Origin of the sequence: Marinifilum sp. RC60d5, from assembly GCF_052400665.1 — a bacterium.
Lineage (GTDB): Bacteria > Bacteroidota > Bacteroidia > Bacteroidales > Marinifilaceae > JBQTGK01.
In genome coordinates, this window is sequence record NZ_JBQTGK010000003.1 from 470,800 (window position 1) to 490,531 (window position 19,732).

A 19,732-nucleotide genomic window follows, 5' to 3' on the forward strand; every position below is an offset into this window, starting at 1 on the left:
TTTGATCTGTGTATAGTATTTTGTTCTTTTGTATCGCAGGCGATATAAATTAAATTATGGAAAAATCAGACTCAAAAGAAATTCATTTATTGAAATTAGACAATCAATTGTGTTTTTCGATTTATGCTGCATCCCGCTTAATGATTAGGATGTATCAACCTTATTTGGATGAATTGGGGGTAACTTATCCTCAGTACTTAGTTTTGCTTATTTTATGGGAGAAAGAAGGAATTGGAGTTAACGAGATTGCTTGTAGATTATATTTAAATACCAATACAGTTACGCCTTTGCTAAAAAGAATGGAACAGCTTGAAATTATCGAACGAAATAAATGTTGTAGCGATGAGCGAAAAGTTTTAATTTACCTAACTAAGAAGGGAAAAGAACTTGAGAAAACAGCTCAAAAAATTCCATCTTGTTTAGTTGCTAAGAATCAGTTTGAACATGAAAAAACAATGTCTTTAAAGAGTGAATTAGATGCTCTAATTAAAAAAATGATAAAATAGTTTATCCATACTTTTGAACTATTATATTTAATATAAATAAGCATATTAGTATGCAATTTTCCTGAAGTTTCAAAAATGTTGAAATATATTACCAAATTTTTAAAAAAAGAGCAAAGCTATTCGGCAGTTGGTCGTAAGTTATTGAAACTGGCTTTTCCAATAATTGGTTCGTATTTATTGCACATGACCTATAATCTTACCGATATGATTTGGGTAGGATATTTAGGTAGTGGTGCGGTTGCGGCGGTTGGTTCTGCAGGTTTCTTTTTGCATTTAGGTTGGGCAATGGCATCTATAGTTACTGTTGGAGCCAATGTAAAAATAGCTCATTCGGTTGGAGCTGAAAATATGGATGATGCGGCTCGATATTCTACCTCAGGATTGTGGGGAATTGGGAGTATTGCGATCCTTTTTACTTCCATATTTTTAACACTTCCAGAGCATTTTATAGGTTTTTTTCAAATGAAGGATGCTGCTGTTAACCAAATGGCGACTTCCTATTTGGTAATTAGTGCATTTGGTATTGTAATTAGTTTTGTAAATCTACTTTTAATAAGCATTTTTAATGCGCATGGAAAAACGAAAATTTCATTTAAAGCCAGTGTAATTGGAACATTGGTAAATATAGTACTCGATCCACTTTTAATTCTTGTTTTAGATTATGGAGTTGAGGGAGCAGCCGTAGCTTCTATTGTAGGGAGAACATGTAGTTTGGTATTTTTCTTCTTTACCATGAAGAAGTTTGAGAACATTCGTTTTAGAGGTTTATTGCCGAAATCAAGTAAATTAAAAACATTATTTGCCGTTGGTACTCCTGCTGCAATTCAAAGAATTTCTTTTTCTATCATATATATTTTTCTGGCAAGAATTATTGCAGATTGGGGGCCCAATGCTATTGCGGTACAAAAAATCGGAGTCCAAATAGAATCGATAACCTTTATGATTGTTGGAGGTTTAATGCAAGCGGTAACAATTATGGTGGGCCATAGTTATGGTGCTAAAAATTTAACCGAGGTTCCAAATATATATCGTGCAGGATGGCGAATTGCTTTTGTTGTTGCTTTAGTCACTACTTTAATTTTTCTATTAATTCCTCAAACCCTATTTTCAATATTTGTTCCTGAACAGGAAAGTATACTTATGGGAAAAGATTATTTAATGATTTTGGCGGCATCACAATTATTTATGTGTCTGGAAATGATTTCGGCTGGAGTATTTAATGGTTTAGGAAAAACAAAAATACCTGCTACTGTGAGCGTTATTTTCACTTCGCTCCGTCTGCCTGGAGCTTATTTTCTAGGATTTTATACATTTTTAAGTTTGAATGGTGTTTGGTGGAGTATCACCGGAAGTAGTATATTAAAAGGACTTGTCCTTTACTTTTTATTAAGAGCTTATTTTAAGAACAATACATTTGGTAAATTCTAATTGATATGAATCATTTGATTAATAATATAAACGAAGCGCTAAAGTGTGGTGGAATTCGAAAGAGTCTGATTGATGGACAATTTGGGATCGAAAAAGAAAATGTAAGAGTTGATTACAAAGGGGGAATGGCTCGCACTCCACACCCAGGAATTTTAGGAGATAAATTTCATCATCCTTTTATTACTACTGATTTTTCTGAAAGTCAGGTAGAGATGATAACTCCACCACTGAGAAGTGTTGCTGAAGTACACGGCTTTTTAGAGACTTTACAGGATGTTATTTCTGAGAATTTAATTGATGAATTATTATGGCCACAAAGTGCTCCGCCCTTACTGCCTCACGAGGAAGAAATTCCCATTGCAAAGTTTGGCGAGAAGGGAATCCATAAAGAAAAATATAGAGAAGAATTAGCCAATAGATATGGAAAGGAAAGGCAAATGCTTTCGGGTATTCATTTTAATTTTTCGTTGACCTCGCGGTTAGAGCGTAAATTAAAACATGCTATAAAATGGAATGGTGATTCTGAAAAATTCAGAGAAACACTTTATCTAAAAATGGTGCGTAATTTTATGCGATATCGTTGGATGTTAATTTGGCTGTTTGGCGAAAGTCCGGTTGCAGATCCTTCCTTAAAAATGAAATCTTTAAAAACAGGAATTAAAACTTCATTGGGTTGTGGTAATGCAATATCCATACGAAATAGTTCCGGAGGATATCGTAATAAGGAAGAATACTATGTTGATTTTAATAGCTTAGATAGTTATTTCTCGTCGCTTACCAGTCTAATTACAGCTGGAGATATTCTTTCTGGCGAGGAGTTATATTTACCAATACGACTAAAGTTTATACCTGAGACAAAGCAAATTTCACATTTAGAAGTTCGTATTCTCGATTTAGATCCATTTGAAAAATCAGGAATATCTAAAAATAGATTATATTTTACTCACCTTTTTTTACTGTATTGCTTGTTTAAAGAGGAAAAAAATTCTTATCAGGATGAAGATCAAAAAATAGCCGCTAAAAATCAGGATTTAGTTTCCTGTTTTGGGCTTAGTCCTGATTTATTCTTGATAAATAAAAATGGAAAATCGGTGAACTATAAAGGGATGCTGGATGATTTGTATTTTGATATTAAAAGGTTTATTTCAGATTCAAGTTTGAATAATAATGAGCTTTATTTAACTGCTTTTAAGGAGGTTGGGGATTTAATTAATTATCCGGATAAAAGAAAATCGTTCAGACTTAAAGAAAGAGTAATTGAAGAAGGTTTTATTAATTTTCATTTGAACAAAGCAAAGCAATATAGGGAAGAAAGTGAGATGAGTAGTTTTCGTTTTCATGGATTTGAAGATTTAGAATTATCGTCGCAGTTACTTATGAAATCGGCTTTAAGACGAGGAGTAGAGTTTAACATATTAGATCGAAGTGAGAATTTTATTAGTTTAAAACAGGGTGATAAAATTGAATATGTAATGCAGGCAACCCGCACATCATTAGATAACTATTCCAGTGTGTTAATGATGGAAAATAAGTTGGTTACAAAAAAAATATTGGGAGCTAACCAGGTTCGTGTTCCTTGCGGATTGGATTATCAGAATGTAGAGCAAGCTCGTTCCGATTTTGACTTGTTTGAAGGAAAGCCAATTGTGGTAAAACCAAAATCGACTAATTTTGGCTTGGGAATAACAATTTTGAAAGAGAATAAAAATCCGGAAATATATCGAAGAGCAGTTGATATTGCTTTTGAGCACGATGCAAGTATTTTGATTGAAGAGTTTATCTCGGGGCGTGAATTTCGATTTTTTGTTATTAACGATAAAGTTGATGGTATTTTACATCGTGTGCCAGCTAATGTAAAAGGAGATGGAGAAAGTACGATTCGCGAATTGGTTGAAATTAAAAATCAGGATCCATTGCGTGGGAGAGGTTACAGAACACCGTTAGAGAAAATTAGACTGGAAGAAGCCGAAGAGATGTTTTTAAAGGAACAGGGGCTTAATTTTGAGAGTATTTTAGAGAAAGATCAGCTTGTGTATTTGCGTGAGAATTCAAATATCAGTACAGGTGGAGATAGCATTGATTTTACAGATGATATTCATCAGTCGTATAAGGATATAGCAATAAAATCCGCGCAAGCTTTAAATGTTAAAATTACAGGATTAGACATGATGATAGAAGATGTGAAAAAGCCTGCTACCATGGACAATTACGCAATTATCGAAATGAATTTTAATCCGGCAATTCATATTCATTGCTATCCATACATTGGTGAAAATAGAAAGTTGAATGACAAAATTCTTGATGCATTAGGATTTTAGATCAATACAAAGGCAGCCCAAAAAAAGTACATATAAAGAATAGAAATAAGAATTTTTTCTGGATTTGCTGATGAAACAAATTTCATAAAATAGATATGATATAGAATGATATGTTACAGGGCAATGTTTTAGAATAGTATTTTCTGTAAAGCGTAAATGTCATTTTGTTTTATCTTTGTGTGTACAGATTTTGAGCAAGAGGATTATTTCTTGTTTTTAATTTAATATTGTAATAAACAAAATTTAAATATTTTATCATGTCTGAATTTAAATATCAGAAGCCTTTTCCGATTACAAAGGATACCACAGAATATCGTTTGCTAACGAAAGACTATGTTTCAACTATTGAAGTTGATGGAAGAAAAATTTTGAAAGTAGATCCTAAGGGATTGGAAATGTTATCGAAAGAAGCATTTTCTGATGTTTCATTTTTCTTGCGTCCTGCTCATTTATCAAAATTGCAGAATATCTTAAAAGATGATGAAGCTTCTGATAATGATCGTTTTGTTGCACATACAATGTTAATGAATCAGGTAGTTGCTGCAGATGGACAATTGCCTACTTGTCAGGATACTGGTACTGCTATTGTAGTTGCAAAAAAAGGAGAAGATGTTTACACTGGAGCAAACGATGCTGAGCATCTTTCCAAAGGTGTTTTCGATACTTATAAAGAAAGAAACTTAAGATTTTCTCAGGTGGTTCCATTTACCATGTTCGAAGAGAAAAATACTGGCAATAATCTTCCAGCTCAAATCGATATTTATGCTAATCAGGGTAATGCTTACGAATTTTTATTCGTAACTAAAGGTGGTGGATCTGCTAATAAAACATTTCTATATCAGGAAACAAAAGCTCTTTTAACCGAAGCAAATTTAACCAAGTTTGTCGAAACTAAAATTAAAGATCTGGGAACTTCTGCTTGTCCTCCTTATCATTTAGCTTTGGTGATTGGTGGAACTTCTGCCGAAGCAAACTTAGCAACTGTTAAAAAAGCTTCAGCCGGATATTACGATCATTTGCCAACCGAAGGAAATGAAGGTGGTCAGGCTTTTCGCGATTTAGAATGGGAGAAAAAAGTGCAGGAAATTTGCCAGAAGAGTGAAATAGGTGCTCAGTTTGGTGGTAAATATTTTGTTCATGATGTAAGAGTTGTTCGTATGCCTCGTCATGCTGCTTCTTGTCCTGTAGGATTAGGCGTTAGCTGTAGTGCCGATCGTAATATCAAAGCAAAAATTAACGAAGATGGAATTTTCTTAGAGCAATTAGAGAAAAATCCTGTTAAGTATTTGCCGGAAGAAGCTCCAGCAATGAAAGCAGCAGTTGATATTAACCTTGATCAGCCAATGGAAGATATCTTGAAAGAATTGACTAAATATCCAATTAAAACTCGTTTGAATTTATCTGGAACATTAATTGTTGCTCGTGATATGGCACATGCCAGAATCCAGAAAATGTTGGATGAAGGAAAAGAAATGCCTGAGTATTTCAAAAATCATCCAGTATATTATGCAGGACCTGCTAAAACTCCGGAAGGAATGCCTTCGGGAAGTTTTGGACCTACAACTGCCGGACGTATGGATCCTTATGTAGGTCCATTTCAGAAAGTTGGTGGTTCAATGGTTATGGTTGCTAAAGGGAACCGTTATCAATCGGTTACCGATGCATGTAAAGAAAATGGTGGATTCTATCTTGGATCGATCGGAGGACCAGCAGCAGTATTGGCTAAAAACAGTATTAAGTCGATTGAGGTAATTGACTTCCCAGAGTTGGGAATGGAGGCAGTTCGTAAGATTCGCGTAGAAAATTTCCCTGCTTTTATTATTGTTGATGATAAAGGAAACGACTTTTTTGCAGATATGTAAAAGATGAAATTTTGAATAGTAAGAAAGGGTTGTGTTTTGTAATACAACCCTTTTATTTTATTGTAGATCAGGTTTTTTTCTATCCTGTTTTTTTTTTGCCTGTATTTGTTTGTCGGCTATTCGTTTTTCTTTAGAAGCTCGAGTCGGACGGGTTTTTTTACGCGGTTTTACAGGTTTTAAGGCAAGCTCTATCCATTGATACAATTTTTCTATGGCAATTTCTTTATTTGATAATTGCGATCGTTCATTTTGTGCACTAACGATAAGTACTCCATCACTATTAATATGATGATAAAGTTTTCTAAAAAGAGTTTCCTTTTCTTCTTGTGTTAATAGTTTAGAATCGAATATCGAAAAGCGCAATTCTACTTTTGAATTTACTTTATTCACATTTTGTCCGCCAGGACCGCTACTGCGTGATGTAATGAATTTAAATTCATTACTCAGATCTTTTGAAAACCGGAAAACTTCTTTCATAGTATTGTAAATATAATGCCAAAAATTGAAACAGACCATATAATACAAAAAATGCTGCCTTTGAGGGCAGCATTTTAAAGTTTATAAATCTTAATATTATTTAACTTCTGGTAATCCGTACTCTTCTACAATAAAATCGATATCCTTATCACCTCTACCACTTAAATTTACTAAAATTGATTTTGTGGGATTTGCCTGAGCAAGTTTAATTGCATAAGCTACCGCATGCGAGCTTTCGAGTGCAGGAATAATTCCCTCTAAACGACTCAATTCGTAAAATGCATCAATACAATCTTTATCATTAATAGAAGTGTATTCAACTTTATTCCAATCTTTTAGCATGGAATGTTCTGGTCCGACTCCAGGATAATCCAATCCGCTGGCAACAGAATAAACAGGATCTGGTTCGCCTTTATCGTTTTGTAAAAGGTAACATTTGTATCCATGAATAATACCTGGTTTTCCAAAGGTTAATGTTGCAGCATGATCTCCTTTTTTGAAAGATCTACCGGCAGGTTCAACTCCATGCAGTTTACATTCTTTATCCTCTAAAAAAGCAGAGAAAATTCCAAGTGCATTACTGCCACCACCTACACAAGCAACAATATTATCAGGCAGTTCGCCAGTCATTTCTAAAAATTGTTCTTTTGCTTCTATACCAACAACTCTTTGAAATTCACGAACCATCATAGGAAAAGGGTGAGGACCTACAACCGAACCAATACAATATATAGTGTTTACCGGATCTTTTAAATATGCTTCGAAAGCCGAATCTACTGCTTCTTTTAGGGTTTTTAAACCATGTGTAACAGGAACAACTTTAGCGCCTAATATTTCCATACGAACCACATTGGGACGTTCTTTGGCCATATCTACTTCGCCCATGTGAATTTCACATTCTAATCCAAAATAAGCAGCTGCAGTAGCCAGAGCAACTCCATGTTGTCCCGCTCCGGTTTCGGCAATTAATTTCTTTTTACCCATGTACTTGGCTAGTAATGCTTCACCCATACAATGGTTTAATTTATGCGCTCCAGAGTGATTTAAATCTTCACGTTTTAAATAAATACGACCACCATATTTATTCGATAACCTATTGCAATAATATACAGGAGTAGGTCTTCCCTGAAAGTGTTTGCGAATACTTCTTAATTCGGAAATAAATTTGTGAGACTTACTTATAGAATAATAAGCGTCATTAATTTTGTTCATTTCCTTTGTTAATTCTTCAGGAATATAGCTTCCACCATATTCGCCAAACTTTCCTTCTTTGTCTGGGTGACTTTTAAAATAGTTAGATGACATTTTTGGTTATTTTTTTGGTTAATTGTTTTATTATCAGGTAGAATTAAGATAATTTGACTTGTGTATAAATGCTAAAAGCAGATAACCTTTAAAGGTCGAAACATTCCTTAAAATTTCCAGCCAGGAATGCCATTGGAAAAGATTATAGATTACTTGCACCCCGATAAGAAATCGCCAAAATATTTCGACCTGTACAAAGGTAAAAAAATAAGCGTATATAAAAATACTTGTGTAAGTGCTATTTTTACTGACTTTCTAAATTAGAAAAGAGCTTTTATTTGCATTGATATTAGGAGAAGATCTTTGTAACTTGTTTAAACTGTTTTATAAAAAATGAGAATCAAAACGGAGGTTGTGATGAATGGTTTAAAGATATCACCAAAGGGGAGAGTAGCTTTTGTTAGTGGAGCAAATAATGAAATTGGAAGGGCTTTAGTGATAGCATTATTAGAAGAGGGTGCATCAAAAGTATATGCTGGAGTACAGGATGTAAAAGCGCTTAAGGAGCTTAAATTGGAATATAGAAACAGGCTTTTTCCTCTGTTATTAGATATGAAAAATGATCGATCTATTGTAAAAGTTAGTCACATGCTTAAGGATATTGAAATCTTGATTAATAATGCCGAAGTGTGCGAATCAGGAGGTTTATTTTCTGATAACTCTTTAGATAGTCTCACAATCAATTTTAATCTTAATGTACGAAGTCTTTTAAAAATAACTACCTCACTACTAGGTTATTTAAAGAATAAAGATTGTGCTGCAATTGTTAATATTGTATCAATTTTAGGCTTGGCAAGTATGCCTGTAGCAGGGACTTATTCTGCTTCCAAGGCTGCAGCTCATAGTATTACACTGGGAATTCGGGGTGAGTTATTAAATACAAATGTATTGGTAATGGGTGTTTATCCTGCTCTTGTTCATATTAATTTGGCTAAAAAATTAAATCTAAATAAGGCCTTACCTCAAAATATTGCACGTAATATTATTCTAGGTTTAAAAAATGGAAATGAATATGTGTTTCCTGATATTATGTCGAAACAAATTGCAGAACTTTATTTGACAGAGCCAGTTACGGTCGAAAAACAATTTGCACATTTTGTTTCGGAAAAGGAAGTAGTTTAACTTTAAAAAAATTACATAAGAGAGATCTTTAAACGGATCTCTTTTTTTTATCTTTAGTGCTAAGTTATTTAGTTGAAAATAATTTGCGAAATGAGAATATTCTCAATAGATTTGTAGAAAATAATTGTAATGCCAAGAAGAGTTAGATTAAGAAAAGTTGTAGAACCGCCACGTTTTAAAGGGTATAGACCATTTGGAACTAATGGAAGGAAAAGACAATCTATCGAATTGTTGTATGAAGAATATGAGTCTTTAAAATTGGCCGATTATGATTTAATGAATCATAAAGAAGCAGCCGAAGTTATGGGAGTTTCACGACCCACTTTTGCAAGGATTTATGAATGTGCAAGAAGAAAAATTGCAGCAGCTTTGGTTGAAGTAAAAGACATAAAAACAGTATTTGGAAATGCAGTTTTAGATAAAGATTGGTATGAGTGTGGTAAGTGTAATGCACGCTTTAATATACCCGCAACAATGGAGAAGGAAAAATGTCCCGCGTGCAATTCAAAACAAATAGAGTGTTTAAATAAATAATTAGAAAGTATAAGTATGAAAACAATAATTACATCAACAGCAGAAGGTACTGGTTCATTATTTGATTTACGTTTCGGAAGAGCAGCTTGGTTTTGCTTGTTTGATGATGAAACAGGAGATGTTAAATTCGTAGAAAATGAGAATATTAACGCATCTTCTGGAGCGGGAACCAAAGCAGTAGAAAAAGTTGCTGAAATGGGAGTCTCTAAAGTTATTTCAGGTGATTTTGGACCTAAAGCGAAAGAATTACTTGAAAAATTCAATATTCAAATGGTCATTTTAAAAGATGATAACAATACCATTCAGAATATTATCAACAATTTAAAATCTTAAAAAATTCTTATTATGCCAAATCTTGATGGAACAGGACCCGAAGGTAAAGGAACCAAAACAGGAAGAAAACTTGGCAAATGCACCTCTGAGGATTTGCCATCTCAACTCGAAAAATTAGGCAAAGGTCAAGGCCAAAAACGAAAGAGTGGTGGCGGTGAAGGCAGAGGGAAAAGATTAAAAAGTAGTAAATCCATTTAAAAAAGGAGGTAGAAATGCCAGGATTAGACAGTACAGGTCCACAAGGACAAGGTTCACGATCAGGTAGAGGATTAGGAAAATGTAATCCTCGTGAAGAGAAACAAGATAGTCAAAATACTTCTCAAGAGAATGTAAGAGGAAGAGGTCTTGGACGTGGAAGAGGTCTTGGAAGAGGTCTTGGAAGAGGTCTTGGAAATGGTCGCGGTCGCGGTTTAGGACGTGGTCGTTAATATGACTTATCATGAGTAGTCTATGACACAAGTATGTTGCAAAATTATTTTATTGTTTCATACTTGTGTTTTATATTTTTAAATGGGTTTTTCAGTAGAAGAGTAATAAAGCTTTTATCACTTATATACAATGTGAAATAGGATTAGATTGTAATATTCTAATGTTTACAGAAAAGAATAAAAGCAATTTGTACAAGCTTCTCTATTAATAATGAATTCAAAAAAATAATTATATGAAAAAGAAAATTGCAGTACCTGTAAAAGAAGGTGTTTTAGATGCGCATTTTGGACATTGTAGTCATTTTGCATTAATTGAAATCGACGATCAGTCAATCCTTAATGAGGAATTAGTTCCTGCGCCACCTCACGAGCCAGGTCTGCTACCTCCATTTTTAGCAAATTTAGGGGTTACCGATGTACTTGCCGGAGGAATGGGTGGAAGAGCAATTCAGATTTTTAACAATCACAATGTGAATGTGTTTGTTGGAGCTCCTACTTTGGAAGCAAAAGAGTTGGTGAAAGGTTTTCTAGATAAGAGTATCAGTTTTACTGCTAATTGTTGTAATCACTAAGATGGATTTTGATTGTTTAGCTTGTCATGCTAAAACGGTAAAGCATATTGTTGAGAAATTTAAGCCAGAGAAGAATGTGGCTGAGGCATTTATTAGCGAGGCTAACTATATTATAAATAATAGTCAGTCTATTTCTAGTCCCTATGCAGCATTGTTAGTGCACCGTTTGGCAAAAAAAACTTTTGCTACCGAAAATTTGTATGCAGAAGAAAAAAAAGAGGCAAATGATTTGCTCTATTCTCAGTATGATTATTGGAAGCTGCTGGTGAATGAATCGCAAAGGCCCTTACATTTAGCAGCAAAATTAGCCGTAATTGGCAATATTATAGATTATGGAGCACATTCGGTTCCCGATGATATTGTAGCTGATATTAAAGGTCTTTTAAAGAAAGAATTTGCCTTAGATGAGAGAATTAAAATGTTTGAAGCTATTAAAAAGGCCGATAGTGTTTTGTATTTGGGAGACAATGCAGGAGAAATTGTTTTTGATAAACTTTTTATTGAAACACTTAATCATCCTAACCTAACTTTTATTGTTCGCGATCAGCCAATTATTAACGATGTTACCCTCGAAGATGCAAACTCTTTGGGAATGCAAAATGTTTGTTCTGTTATGTCTAATGGGCATGATGCTCCATCAACCTTAAAGGAAAATTGCTCTGATAAATTTCAGGAAATGTTTAAAAAGGCAGATGTTATTATTTCTAAAGGACAAGGAAATTATGAGGGCTTATTAAATGAAAAAAGAGAGAACTTGTATTTCATGTTAATGGCAAAGTGCGACCTAATGGCAAATAAATTAGGAGTGAAAAAAATGGATTTGGTGATTACTGAAAATAAGATAGGAAATTATGAACTATAAAGTTGCCATTACGAGTGGTAAGGGCGGAACAGGTAAAACAACTGTCGCAGTGAACCTATTTTCTGCAATTCATAAGAATTGGACAAAAAAAGTACAGCTTGCAGATTGTGATGTTGAAGAGCCTAATGATTTATTGTTTTTTAAGAATGCTACACTTGTAAGCAATGATACAGTAAATCAGCCAGTTCCTAAAATTGATGAATCAAAATGTACTTTCTGCCGAAAATGCGAGGAGTATTGTGAATTTAACGCAATTACTATAATTCCATCGGTAAATTATGCTGCTGTTGATCCTAACTTATGCCATTCGTGCGGTGCTTGTTTGCATGCATGCGAATACGGAGCTATAGAAGATCAGCCTCATGCAATTGGACAGATTGCACACTATCAAACAGAGGCTAAAGCTGCAATTGCAGAGGGAAGTCTTCGAATTGGCTCTCCAATGCAAACAAGAGTTATTAAAGATTTGAAAGCTTGCGTTAATGAGGATTCTGATATTGTTATTTTTGATGCTCCTCCAGGAACAAGTTGTCCAGTTGTTGAAACAGTATCTGATGTTGATTATGTAATTTTGGTAACAGAACCTACTCCTTTTGGTTTATACGATTTACGATTAACAGTAGATTTAATGAGGGAAATGAACAAACCATTTGGTTTGGTTATAAATAAAGCTGGATTAGGCGATTCTGCTGTTTATCAATATTTGAAAGAGGAGAAAATAGATCTACTTGCCGAAATTCCTTTTAATAAAGAGTATGCTGTTCAATACGCTAAAGGTAATTTATTGTCGGATATTCCTCCAGTAATTGAAAAGGAATATAATAAACTAGCTGATTATCTGAAAAACAGAATTAAAAATGATTGAAATCACCATATTAAGCGGTAAAGGAGGAACCGGGAAAACCGGATTAACAGCAGCTTTGGCTTCTGTGGCTCAAAATACCGTATTTGCAGATATCGATGTAGATGCTCCGGATCTTCATTTGATTCTTCAGCCTGAGATTCGTGAAAAAAATGTTTTTATGGGTGCTCGATTGGCTAGTATTGATAATGAATTATGTACCAATTGTGGGCTTTGTGTAGAGGAGTGCAGGTACGGGGCAATTCATTACAAAGCCGAAGGAGGTCTCGAAGTAAATCCGTTTGAGTGCGAAGGATGCAGGTTATGTGAGAGAATTTGTCCGGTGCAAGCTATTACTTCAGAGCCAAGTCTTAATAATCACTGGTTTATTTCCGATACTCGTTTCGGTCCATTATTACACGCTAAAATGGGACCAGGCGAAGAAAATTCGGGGAAATTGGTTTCTGTGGTAAGAAAAAATGCTAAAGAAAAGGCTCGAAGTGTAAATGCTGATTTTTTGTTGAACGATGGACCTCCGGGGGTTGGTTGTGCAGCTATTGCCTCGGTTACAGGTGCCGATAAAATTGTTTTGATTACGGAACCAAGTAAATCGGGTTTCCACGATATTATTCGATTAATAGAATTGATAGATACTTTTAAAGTACCTATGTATGCTGTAATTAACAAGCATGATATTAATCCGGAAATTACTAAACAAATGGAAACTTTCTTCAACTCTAAAGGAATTACTCTTCTGGGTAAGATTCCATTTTCTGAAGAAATGGTAAATGCAATTGTTGCAGCTAAATCTATTGTTGAGTATGCTCCCGAATCGGATATTGCTAATACAGTTCGTAATATGTGGAATACGATTACAGAAACTGTAAAACAAGAGAGTTAATGATCTCAGGAGAATACACAATTCGTCCGCGTTATGGGGAAGTAGATCAAATGGGTTATGTTTATCATGCCAATTATGTGAATTATTGTCATCAGGCCAGAACAGAATTAATGCGTGAATTAGGCATCAACGATAAAGTTTTGGAGGATAATAATATTATGCTTCCGGTAATCGAAATGAATTTAAAATATATTAAGCCCTCAGGTTACGACGAAGAATTAATAATTACAACTAGAATAAACGAAATGCCAGCTACACGTTTTACATTTAGTTTTGTATTTAGAAATGCAAAAAACGAAGTAGTTTGTAAAGCAAATAGTACTGTTGTATTTGTTCATTCTATTACTCGTAAACCTTGTAAAGTTCCTGCTTTAATACTAAACAACTTGATGAGAGTAGTTTAATTAGAATGCGTTATTAGTGACTATGATTATATGGTTGAAACCGGATTTTGTAATGTAATGTACAAATCCGGTTTTTTTAATAAAAATTAAATTTATTAGATATGAAAAACTTTAAATTAAATTTTATAATTGATATTCTTTCGTTTTTATGTTTGTCGTTCATCATAGGAACAGGCTTTTTGATTAAATATATTCTAATTACCGGACAGGAAACGTGGCTTAAATATGGCGAAAATATAAGATTGGAATTTCTAGGATTAGATCGTCATGAATGGGGATATATTCATTTAATTGCCGGTTTTGTTATGATAGTATTAATGGTGTTGCATATTTTATATCATTGGCAGTTAATTAAATCTATGTTTAAAAAAATAATTGGAATATCTTTCATAAAGGGTTTATCAGCAATAGCTTTTATATTTTTGTGTTTAATTTTAATTTTCGGATCCTTTTTAGTTAATCCTGATGTAACAAACAATAGAAAAGGTGAAAGGCATCATAAATTTGAGAATAAGAAATTTGAGCGGAATGGAAGAGGGAGATCTTTTCATTATAATTAGAAAATATAGAAGCAGACAAGCAAATAAAAACCCCGAAGAAAATTAAATTTTCTTCGGGGTTTTTATTTTAGAACAATTTTATGTGTTAATTTTTTAGGTATAACTGAGCTTTAGCTAATGCATCTTCAAAATTATCATGAATATCTTTTTGAGATATAAAATCGATAATTTCGCTACGCTTAATTTCCTTTAAAACATCAGGGTTTACACCAGATAGTATTACTTTGGTTTTTCGTTTTTCTAAATCTTTAATAATTTCTGTGAAGTTTCTAATTCCAGTTGCATCAATAAAGGGTACATGACGCATACGTATAATTAGAACGGATGTTGATCTCTTTAAATTTCTAAGTGTTTCCTGATATCTTTTTGCAGCAGCAAAAAAGAAGGGACCACTAATTTCATAAATTTCAATTTCTTTAGGTATCTGATTATAATTTTGAATTTCGTCAGATTCAAATTCTGGTTGAAATACACCATTAATTTTCGACATGCGATACATAAAGATTAATGCAGCTAATACAATTCCAATTTCTATTGCAACGGTTAAATCGACTAATACAGTTAGGAAGAATGTTGTTAGTAATACAATAATATCGAAACGAGAGCTTTTTAATATTGATCGGAACGAACGCCATTCACTCATATTATATGAAACTACAATTAGAATTCCAGCAAGACATGACATTGGAATTAACTTTGCCCATTTACCAAAAACCAGCATAATTAATAAAAGTGTACAGGCATGAATTATACCCGCAACAGGAGTTCTACCGCCATTTTTTACATTGGTTGCCGTACGAGCAATAGCTCCAGTTGCTGGAATCCCTCCAAAAATAGGTGAAAAAATATTTGCAATACCTTGTGCTATTAATTCAGTATTCGATCGATGATTTCCACCAATCATACCATCCGAAACTACAGCAGATAAAAGTGACTCAATTGCTCCTAAGATTGCGATAGTTATAGCAGGCTGAAAATAGTTTGGAAGATTACTCCAGTCTATACTTGGAACTTCAAAGCTAAATGAATTTGGTATACTTCCATAAACTGATTCGATAGTGTTTACAGGCATATCAAATATCTGTACTAAGGCAGTCATCGCAATAATAGCAATAAAAGAACCGGGAATTTTAGGAATTACTTTACCAGCAAATAGGGTAAGTAAAACTGTACCACCGCTAATTGCTAAAGCATAAATGTTTATTGAGGATAAATTGGTGAAATAACAGATCCACTTTTCGATGAATTCTGAGGGGATTTCCTCTATTTGTAATCCAAATGCTCCTTTTATTTGCGTTGAGAAAATAACAAGAGCAATTCCCGATGTAAAACCTACAATTAAAGGGTGGGGAATGAATTTTAAAACAGCTCCTAAGCGCAGTGATCCAAAAATAATTAATATAATTCCGGCTAAAAATGTCGAAATCATTAAACCATCAATACCATACTGATTAACAATGCCATATACTATAACAATAAAAGCACCGGTAGGTCCGCCAATTTGAACGCGGCTACCTCCTAATAAGGAAATTAAAAATCCTGCTACAATAGCAGTAATAAGTCCTTTTTCGGGCGATACACCCGATGCTACAGCAAATGCAATTGCTAAAGGAAGAGCAACAATACCTACAATTATTCCTGCAAATAAATCTTTCTGAAACGCCTGGGCATTGTATCCTTTTAGAACAGAAAATAATTTAGGTTTAAAAATTGATTTCATATAATTATTATTTATTTTCACTTAGCATATACAACTTGCAATTAATTTTGCTCGCTTATATGTTTAGTTTTTTGATTTTAATAGCCAGATTTAAATACGGAAACATATTTTTTTGGAGAAAAATAATGCCTCAGTTCTTATTCTATTTTAGAATAGTTTAATTGAAGCTGCAAAAGTAATGCATATTTGCTCTCGTTATTCTCTATTATTGATAAATTTTTTAGAAGATTTTAATATTTAATTAAAGGATTAAGTAGTCTTTAATTGTTTGATAAAGAGAGGTCTGGTCTTACTTGTTGATTCATTGAGTTTTGAAGAAGGAATCTTCGCTTAAAAAAATATAAAAACAAACTTATACTGGACTTTTTAAAGTGCAAAATAGTTGTATTTTTGTTCGATTTTTCGAAATATCTGATTGGTTAAATATTTAAAAATGCAAATTCCAGAGAAATACAAATTTATAGTGCAGTTGGGCAAAGCGCTTCATACTTATGGGGTGCCTTCATATAAGTCGCAAATTTATTTGACCGAAATTGCAGAGAAAAAAGGCATAAAAGGTAGCTTTATGGATACTCCTACCTGGATTAATTATGTGTTTTATGAAGAGGACGAGCAAACTTATAATTATGTAGAGTGTGTTTTGCCAGGTGAACTAAATCTGGGTGCTCTTTCACGAATTGTAGAAATTACTAATAATGTTTTGTCTAACAAAACAAGTTTTGGAGAAGCAAAAATTGCCATCGAGAAATTAAAAACTGCACCATTGGGATATGGTAAAATAAGTGAATTATTTGCTTTTGTTTTGTCAGCAGGTGCTTTTAGTATGATATTAGATACCAGCTGGGTTTCTGCATTAACAGCATCTTTTATAGGTGCTGTTATTTATATTTTTACAATTCTGGCTCAAAAATCGGGATATATTAAGAGTGCCCTTGAATCGCTCGTTGCATTTGTAGCCACAGTAATTACTGGTTTATTGTCATTGTATTTTAATCAAATAAATATTTCAATGACTATTCTGGCATCTATAATTGTTTTTATTCCGGGTTTATCTATTACCACTGCATTAGAGGAAATCACATCGAAGAGTTTAGTTTCAGGTACAGCCAAGCTTTTTGATGCTTTAGTATCCTTGTTTAAGCAATTTTTTGGTGTTGTATTAGCCTTGGCTATACTGCCTTTATTTATCGATCTTCAACCCAATACTGTGATTAATGATATTCCTCAATGGCTCGATTATTTTGCAATTATTACATTAGCACTAAGTCTTGCTATTGTTTTTAAAGTTCGCTCGAAGGATGTTCTATATTGTGTAATTGCTGGTTTTGTAAGTTTCTTTACTACTACATTATTCGATTTTACAGGCATTTTGGTAAGTATTTTTATAGGTACCATTGTAGCTGTTAGTGTAAGTAAATTGTTCAGTAAAATTACAAAATCACCACAGCTTGTATTCTTAGTTCCAGGTATAGTAATGTTAGTACCAGGAAGTAAAGCATTTATCGGTTTAAGTAGTGTGTTTTTAAGTCAGGCAGGCACGCAAAGCAATATGGGCGAACAGGTGCTTTATATATTTATGGGCATTATTGGTGGCTTAATTTTCTCAGGAAGCTTTATGGATGTCAATATTAAAAAAAAGTATCTACAAAAAAATATAGATAAAACTTCAGCACAATAGAAATGTAAAAAACGGCTGTAAAAAAAATAGTACAGCCGGCAATTTATTATCCGAATTGCTCTAAATGTTTAAATAGGTTATCGGCACGGGCAAGACCCATTTTTTTTCTTAACCGATAACGTAATGTATGAACACTTTCGTTTGATATTCCCATTAATTTGGCAATATCCTTACTCGAAAAATTAAGTCTCACCAGTGCGCATAATCGTCTGTCTCCAGCAGTTAGTTTTGGGTAAGTAGTGACCAAAGTTTTGAAAAATTCCTGGTTTACAGATTTAAAACGAGCTTCGAATTGTTTCCAGTTTTGAGCATTACTAAGCGATATAGATTTAAAGAGCTTGTTGACTTCGGAATCTGTTGGAGGAGTAGGATTATTGGTTAAGCTCGTTTTTAATTGCTTAAGCAATTCATCCTTTTCAATTAATTGCAAAGCCGAAATTGCTAACTCTTTGTTTTTAAGCTCAAGTAATTCTCTATTTTTTTTATTTTCAAGTTCTCTCTTTTCTTTTGCAAGTTTTTCCTGGCTTTTATGTTTCGAATTAATGTGTTTTATGTAAAAAAATACAGAAATTACAATTACAATTATTGTTCCCGATAACAGTAGTATTTGCAGCAGTCCTATTCGTTTTTCTTGTTCCAAATGTGCTAAACGTTGCTTTTGAATCAAGTTGTTTTTAGCTTCTTGTTCTTTTCTAAATTGATCGTTTATTTCAAATAAGGCTTTGTTATTTTCACTTCTGCTATCAAACAGGTGTTCATTAAGTTGTTTAGCTTCCAATAAACTTTTATAGGCATTTTTATGATTGCCTATTCTTAAATAAAGTTCTGATAAATGCTCGTAAACTCTTGGAATATAATTCATGTGAGTTTTTGAGTTTTCACTTATTTTGATCGACATTTTATAGTAATGCTCACTTTTATCATATTGTGTTGACTTTTTGTAAGCATCTCCCATAAATGAGTATAGAATAACCAAATAATGGGGTTGATTTTTGGCAAACCATGGTTCAATGGTATGCATTTTTTTTAAAGCTTGCGTATTTTGTCCTTTATTAAGTTGATAATAACTTTCTTCAGCTTCTAAAAATGGTTTGTCTGCTGTATTATCTCCGCCCGAATAATGAATCATATAACAACTGTCAAGATATATTTTCGACATTAGAGGTTCGTTGGTCTCTCGGTAAAGTGTTGTAAGTCCGTAATAATTCGAAGAGAGGTTTATTTTAGATAATTGACCTTTTGTAATAAGTTGCTTTTTGACTTTTAGTGATGTTTGAAAGTATTTAATGGCTTCTTCTTTTCTTTTAAAGGAAATATATAACCATGCTAAATCTTCCAAAGATCGGGCTGTAGTTTTTGTGTTATTTATTTCATCGGCTAATAAAAGAGCCTTCCAAAATTGTTGATAAGCTAAAGAATAGGAGGCATGATTAGAATAAATGTTTCCCAGTTTAGAAATGGTGTTTATAGCTTTTAAAGTATCGCCATTTGCCATTTGCTTGGCATATTTATCTTTTAATTGATAAACTTTTTCTTCCGAAAATTCATGACTAAAACGATGATCGAAATTTTGAAAAAATTCATCTGTTTGTTTGTCATTTTGAGTACTTGATATCTTATTATCCTGAGCCCAAAGTAAAGATGTATAGAATAGAAGGATAATAATGATTAGTCTATGTTTCATTTGTAGGTCTTGTATAGTTGTTGAATATGTGTAAGTGTTGTTTTTAAAGACTTAAAGATATATTTATTACTTCGAATGTTTATTAAAATTGATTGTAAAAATTGACTTTGTTCAGTTTTTGTTCATGCAAATAATAGGGTTTATTCTCTAAAATGCCGCATTTTCGAGATGAGATTTTAAATTAAACCAATAATAGT

At 33.2% G+C, this 19,732-nt stretch carries 20 protein-coding genes; 16 read left to right on the forward strand and 4 right to left on the reverse strand.

Annotated elements, in window-relative coordinates:
- Positions 1-56: 56 nt before the first annotated feature.
- The 4 genes from ACT3CE_RS09515 to ACT3CE_RS09530 all read left to right on the forward strand — a co-directional run bounded on the left by ACT3CE_RS09515 (position 57) and on the right by ACT3CE_RS09530 (position 6,114).
- A complete protein-coding gene (locus ACT3CE_RS09515; RefSeq protein ID WP_444709534.1) occupies positions 57-506 on the forward strand; it encodes a MarR family winged helix-turn-helix transcriptional regulator in 450 nt (149 codons plus the stop codon).
- A 75-nt stretch (positions 507-581) separates the two neighbouring features.
- Positions 582-1,934 (forward strand): MATE family efflux transporter, encoded by a 1,353-nt coding sequence (locus ACT3CE_RS09520; protein ID WP_444709535.1) that lies wholly within the window; start codon positions 582-584, stop codon positions 1,932-1,934.
- Positions 1,935-1,939: 5 nt separating this feature from the next.
- A complete protein-coding gene (gene gshAB, locus ACT3CE_RS09525) occupies positions 1,940-4,252 on the forward strand; it encodes a bifunctional glutamate--cysteine ligase GshA/glutathione synthetase GshB (protein ID WP_444709536.1) in 2,313 nt (770 codons plus the stop codon).
- Between the two features lie 257 nt (positions 4,253-4,509).
- The gene (locus ACT3CE_RS09530) at positions 4,510-6,114 is read left to right on the forward strand and encodes a fumarate hydratase (RefSeq protein ID WP_444709537.1); all 1,605 of its coding nucleotides are present in this window, start codon (positions 4,510-4,512) and stop codon (positions 6,112-6,114) included.
- 57 nt (positions 6,115-6,171) lie between these two features.
- Here ACT3CE_RS09530 and arfB read toward each other — a convergent pair whose 3' ends face one another.
- Positions 6,172-6,591, reverse strand: coding sequence for an alternative ribosome rescue aminoacyl-tRNA hydrolase ArfB (gene arfB / locus ACT3CE_RS09535; RefSeq protein WP_444709538.1), 420 nt, complete (start codon positions 6,589-6,591; stop codon positions 6,172-6,174).
- Between the two features lie 96 nt (positions 6,592-6,687).
- Positions 6,688-7,896, reverse strand: coding sequence for a tryptophan synthase subunit beta (gene trpB / locus ACT3CE_RS09540; RefSeq protein ID WP_444709539.1), 1,209 nt, complete (start codon positions 7,894-7,896; stop codon positions 6,688-6,690).
- 333 nt (positions 7,897-8,229) lie between these two features.
- Here trpB and ACT3CE_RS09545 point away from each other — a divergent pair, with 333 nt between their 5' ends.
- The 11 genes from ACT3CE_RS09545 to ACT3CE_RS09595 all read left to right on the forward strand — a co-directional run bounded on the left by ACT3CE_RS09545 (position 8,230) and on the right by ACT3CE_RS09595 (position 14,453).
- Positions 8,230-9,018, forward strand: a complete 789-nt coding sequence (locus tag ACT3CE_RS09545; protein WP_444709540.1) for an SDR family NAD(P)-dependent oxidoreductase — start codon at positions 8,230-8,232, stop codon at positions 9,016-9,018.
- 129 nt (positions 9,019-9,147) lie between these two features.
- A complete protein-coding gene (locus ACT3CE_RS09550; RefSeq protein WP_444709541.1) occupies positions 9,148-9,552 on the forward strand; it encodes a DUF134 domain-containing protein in 405 nt (134 codons plus the stop codon).
- A 15-nt stretch (positions 9,553-9,567) separates the two neighbouring features.
- Entirely contained in the window at positions 9,568-9,885 is a 318-nt protein-coding gene (locus ACT3CE_RS09555) for a NifB/NifX family molybdenum-iron cluster-binding protein (protein WP_444709542.1), read from the forward strand.
- 12 nt (positions 9,886-9,897) lie between these two features.
- On the forward strand, positions 9,898-10,083 hold the full coding sequence (locus tag ACT3CE_RS09560) for a DUF5320 domain-containing protein (RefSeq protein ID WP_444709543.1): 186 nt from the start codon (positions 9,898-9,900) through the stop codon (positions 10,081-10,083).
- Between the two features lie 14 nt (positions 10,084-10,097).
- A complete protein-coding gene (locus ACT3CE_RS09565) occupies positions 10,098-10,313 on the forward strand; it encodes a DUF5320 domain-containing protein (protein WP_444709544.1) in 216 nt (71 codons plus the stop codon).
- Between the two features lie 233 nt (positions 10,314-10,546).
- The gene (locus tag ACT3CE_RS09570; protein ID WP_320119429.1) at positions 10,547-10,885 is read left to right on the forward strand and encodes a NifB/NifX family molybdenum-iron cluster-binding protein; all 339 of its coding nucleotides are present in this window, start codon (positions 10,547-10,549) and stop codon (positions 10,883-10,885) included.
- Position 10,886: 1 nt separating this feature from the next.
- Positions 10,887-11,747 carry a damage-control phosphatase ARMT1 family protein gene (locus ACT3CE_RS09575; protein ID WP_444709545.1) on the forward strand — a complete coding sequence of 287 codons (861 nt, stop codon included), beginning with the start codon at positions 10,887-10,889 and terminating at the stop codon, positions 11,745-11,747.
- Complete coding sequence (locus ACT3CE_RS09580; protein WP_444709546.1) at positions 11,737-12,612, forward strand: P-loop NTPase; 876 nt, start codon at positions 11,737-11,739, stop codon at positions 12,610-12,612. Before ACT3CE_RS09575 ends, ACT3CE_RS09580 begins: the two co-directional genes overlap by 11 nt.
- Entirely contained in the window at positions 12,605-13,489 is an 885-nt protein-coding gene (locus ACT3CE_RS09585) for a P-loop NTPase (protein WP_444709547.1), read from the forward strand. The genes ACT3CE_RS09580 and ACT3CE_RS09585 overlap by 8 nt, the downstream gene beginning before the upstream one ends.
- Positions 13,489-13,893 carry an acyl-CoA thioesterase gene (locus tag ACT3CE_RS09590; RefSeq protein ID WP_444709548.1) on the forward strand — a complete coding sequence of 135 codons (405 nt, stop codon included), beginning with the start codon at positions 13,489-13,491 and terminating at the stop codon, positions 13,891-13,893. The genes ACT3CE_RS09585 and ACT3CE_RS09590 overlap by 1 nt, the downstream gene beginning before the upstream one ends.
- A 101-nt stretch (positions 13,894-13,994) precedes the next feature.
- Complete coding sequence (locus ACT3CE_RS09595) at positions 13,995-14,453, forward strand: DUF4405 domain-containing protein (RefSeq protein WP_444709549.1); 459 nt, start codon at positions 13,995-13,997, stop codon at positions 14,451-14,453.
- 85 nt (positions 14,454-14,538) lie between these two features.
- Here ACT3CE_RS09595 and ACT3CE_RS09600 read toward each other — a convergent pair whose 3' ends face one another.
- On the reverse strand, positions 14,539-16,173 hold the full coding sequence (locus ACT3CE_RS09600; protein ID WP_444709550.1) for a SulP family inorganic anion transporter: 1,635 nt from the start codon (positions 16,171-16,173) through the stop codon (positions 14,539-14,541).
- Between the two features lie 433 nt (positions 16,174-16,606).
- Between ACT3CE_RS09600 and ACT3CE_RS09605 the strand changes: the two genes are divergently transcribed.
- The gene (locus tag ACT3CE_RS09605; RefSeq protein WP_444709551.1) at positions 16,607-17,851 is read left to right on the forward strand and encodes a threonine/serine ThrE exporter family protein; all 1,245 of its coding nucleotides are present in this window, start codon (positions 16,607-16,609) and stop codon (positions 17,849-17,851) included.
- A 46-nt stretch (positions 17,852-17,897) separates the two neighbouring features.
- Here the strand turns inward: ACT3CE_RS09605 and ACT3CE_RS09610 are convergent, their stop codons facing one another.
- Positions 17,898-19,535, reverse strand: coding sequence for a hypothetical protein (locus tag ACT3CE_RS09610; protein WP_444709552.1), 1,638 nt, complete (start codon positions 19,533-19,535; stop codon positions 17,898-17,900).
- Positions 19,536-19,732: the final 197 nt, after the last annotated feature.